The 1,959-nt window shown below is 36.4% G+C and carries 2 protein-coding genes; both read right to left on the reverse strand.

Features of this window, described 5'->3' with window-relative positions:
* A partial coding sequence (gene thiI / locus ACKI67_RS07910; RefSeq protein ID WP_407462956.1) for a tRNA uracil 4-sulfurtransferase ThiI occupies positions 1-875 on the reverse strand: 875 nt, incomplete at its 3' end.
* A 174-nt stretch (positions 876-1,049) separates the two neighbouring features.
* Positions 1,050-1,959, reverse strand: a 910-nt coding sequence (locus ACKI67_RS07915; protein ID WP_407462957.1) for a DHHA1 domain-containing protein, incomplete at its 5' end; no start/stop codon positions are given.

The following is a 1,959-nucleotide window of genomic DNA, read 5'->3' on the forward strand; positions in this document are numbered from 1 at the left end:
TGACCTAAACTGCTTCCGTCAATAACCGCTTCTGCATGAAGCTTTTTGGCAAGCTTTCCTGCAAGCTTATACATTCCTGATTTACATAAGACACAGGTCATCTTATCTGGTGCCTCAGCCTTACAGGTGCTTAAATAATCCCCATACTTAACAACTCTCTTTTTGATTGGCGCACCGCTTGCATAAAGATTTAATTGATCTATTAAATCTTCAAAGTTCTTAAGCGCTTCAGGACTTGTATATGGATTATTATCACAGTATAAAGCTATTACCTGACAACCTCTTTTCATCATCAAATAAGATGCAACAGGAGAATCTATACCACTTGATACAAGTGCTACAACCTTTCCTTGAGTTCCAAGAGGCAATCCTCCAGGACCTGAAATCTTTTCATGGAAAATGTATGCATCATTGTCTCTGACTTCAAGGTAAATTGTAAGTTCAGGATTTGTCAAATCAACAGGAGATGAATACTTGCGCACTACAACTGCACCTGCAAATGCTGCCATTTCCTGAGATGAGAATTCATGATTTCCCACCCTCCTGCAACTAATTGCAAATCTGGTGTTCTCATCCAATAATCCTTCATCATGAAGCTTTTCAGCATATGAAGAAAGGGACTCCTCAATATCCTCAAAGGTGGCTTTTGTAGAAACAGCCGGAGAATATGAAACTATACCGAATATTCTCTCTAGCTTTTCTAATGCATCATCAAAATCCTTTGGGAAAATAAAAATTCTTGCTTGATAAACTTTAACTTCTGCATCTATGGATGCCTTTATATTATTTATTAAACGATTTTCAAATCTTCTTCTAACTCGATTGCTCTTTATTCCTACTTCACCATAACGAGCTATAATTAAATCATGTTTCATAAAATTCCTCAATAAACAAAATAATTTTTAAAATGAAAGATATTAGAATAATAATTTAAATATTTCTTTTAATTATATCTTTATCTTTTTATATATTTAATTTATAGTTTATAAATATAACGATTGTTATAAAAATAATCAAAAAAATAAAATAAAAAATAATTAAAGAATTAATTAATTTTTATTTAAAAGTTCTACAGCTAAATCTAAAGCTTCAGCCATCTTATCTGCATTTGGACCTGCTCCTTGAGCTAAGTTAGGACGGCCACCACCGCCACCTCCAAGTACAGAAGCTGCTTCCTTGATGATGGAATTTACTTGAATTCCACAGTCTTTAGTAGCTGCACCGACGATCTTACCTTCATTATTACCAATGAATACGACATCTGCCTTTTCATTGTCGGTAAAGTCAAGAGCAATCTTTTGAAGCTCCTTAATATCTCCAGCAATTATTTCCTTCAAGACTTTCAATCCATTGACTTCAATCGCATTATCAGCCAATGTGGCTACCTTCAAATTAGCAATTTCCTTTTGGAGTTTAGCGATTTCATTCTTTTGAGCTTTCCATTCGCTGAAGAACCTGTCACAGGTTTTTGGCAATTGCTCATTGGTTACACTGAATATGCCTGCACTTTCCCTAAGGATTTCCTTATCGTTTTGAATGGAATCAATAGCTGCAAGACCTGCAGAGAAGTCAATTCTCTCTACACCATCCTGAACCCTTTCGGTTTTATTGATCTTGATTGGACCAACTTCACCTGTTCTGTCAAGGTGAGTACCTGCACATGCCTGCACATCTATTCCTGGAATCTTTACAACCCGGATTTGGGAACCTGGTACTACACCACCTTGGTATAAGGTGAATCCATATTCCTTCTCAGCGTCATCACGGCTTAACCAATTGATGTCCAAATCGATATTCATCATAACATATTCATTTGCAAGCTTTTCGATTTCATTAAGCTCTTCTGAGGTGATACGTTTGTAATGTGACAAGTCTATACGGGAACGGGCAAGACCTTTTTGTGCACCTGCCTGCCAAATATGTTGGCCTAAGACCTTTCTAGCAGCTGCAATGACCAAG

Source organism: Methanobrevibacter sp. (assembly GCF_045577275.1).
Taxonomy (GTDB): domain Archaea; phylum Methanobacteriota; class Methanobacteria; order Methanobacteriales; family Methanobacteriaceae; genus Methanobrevibacter.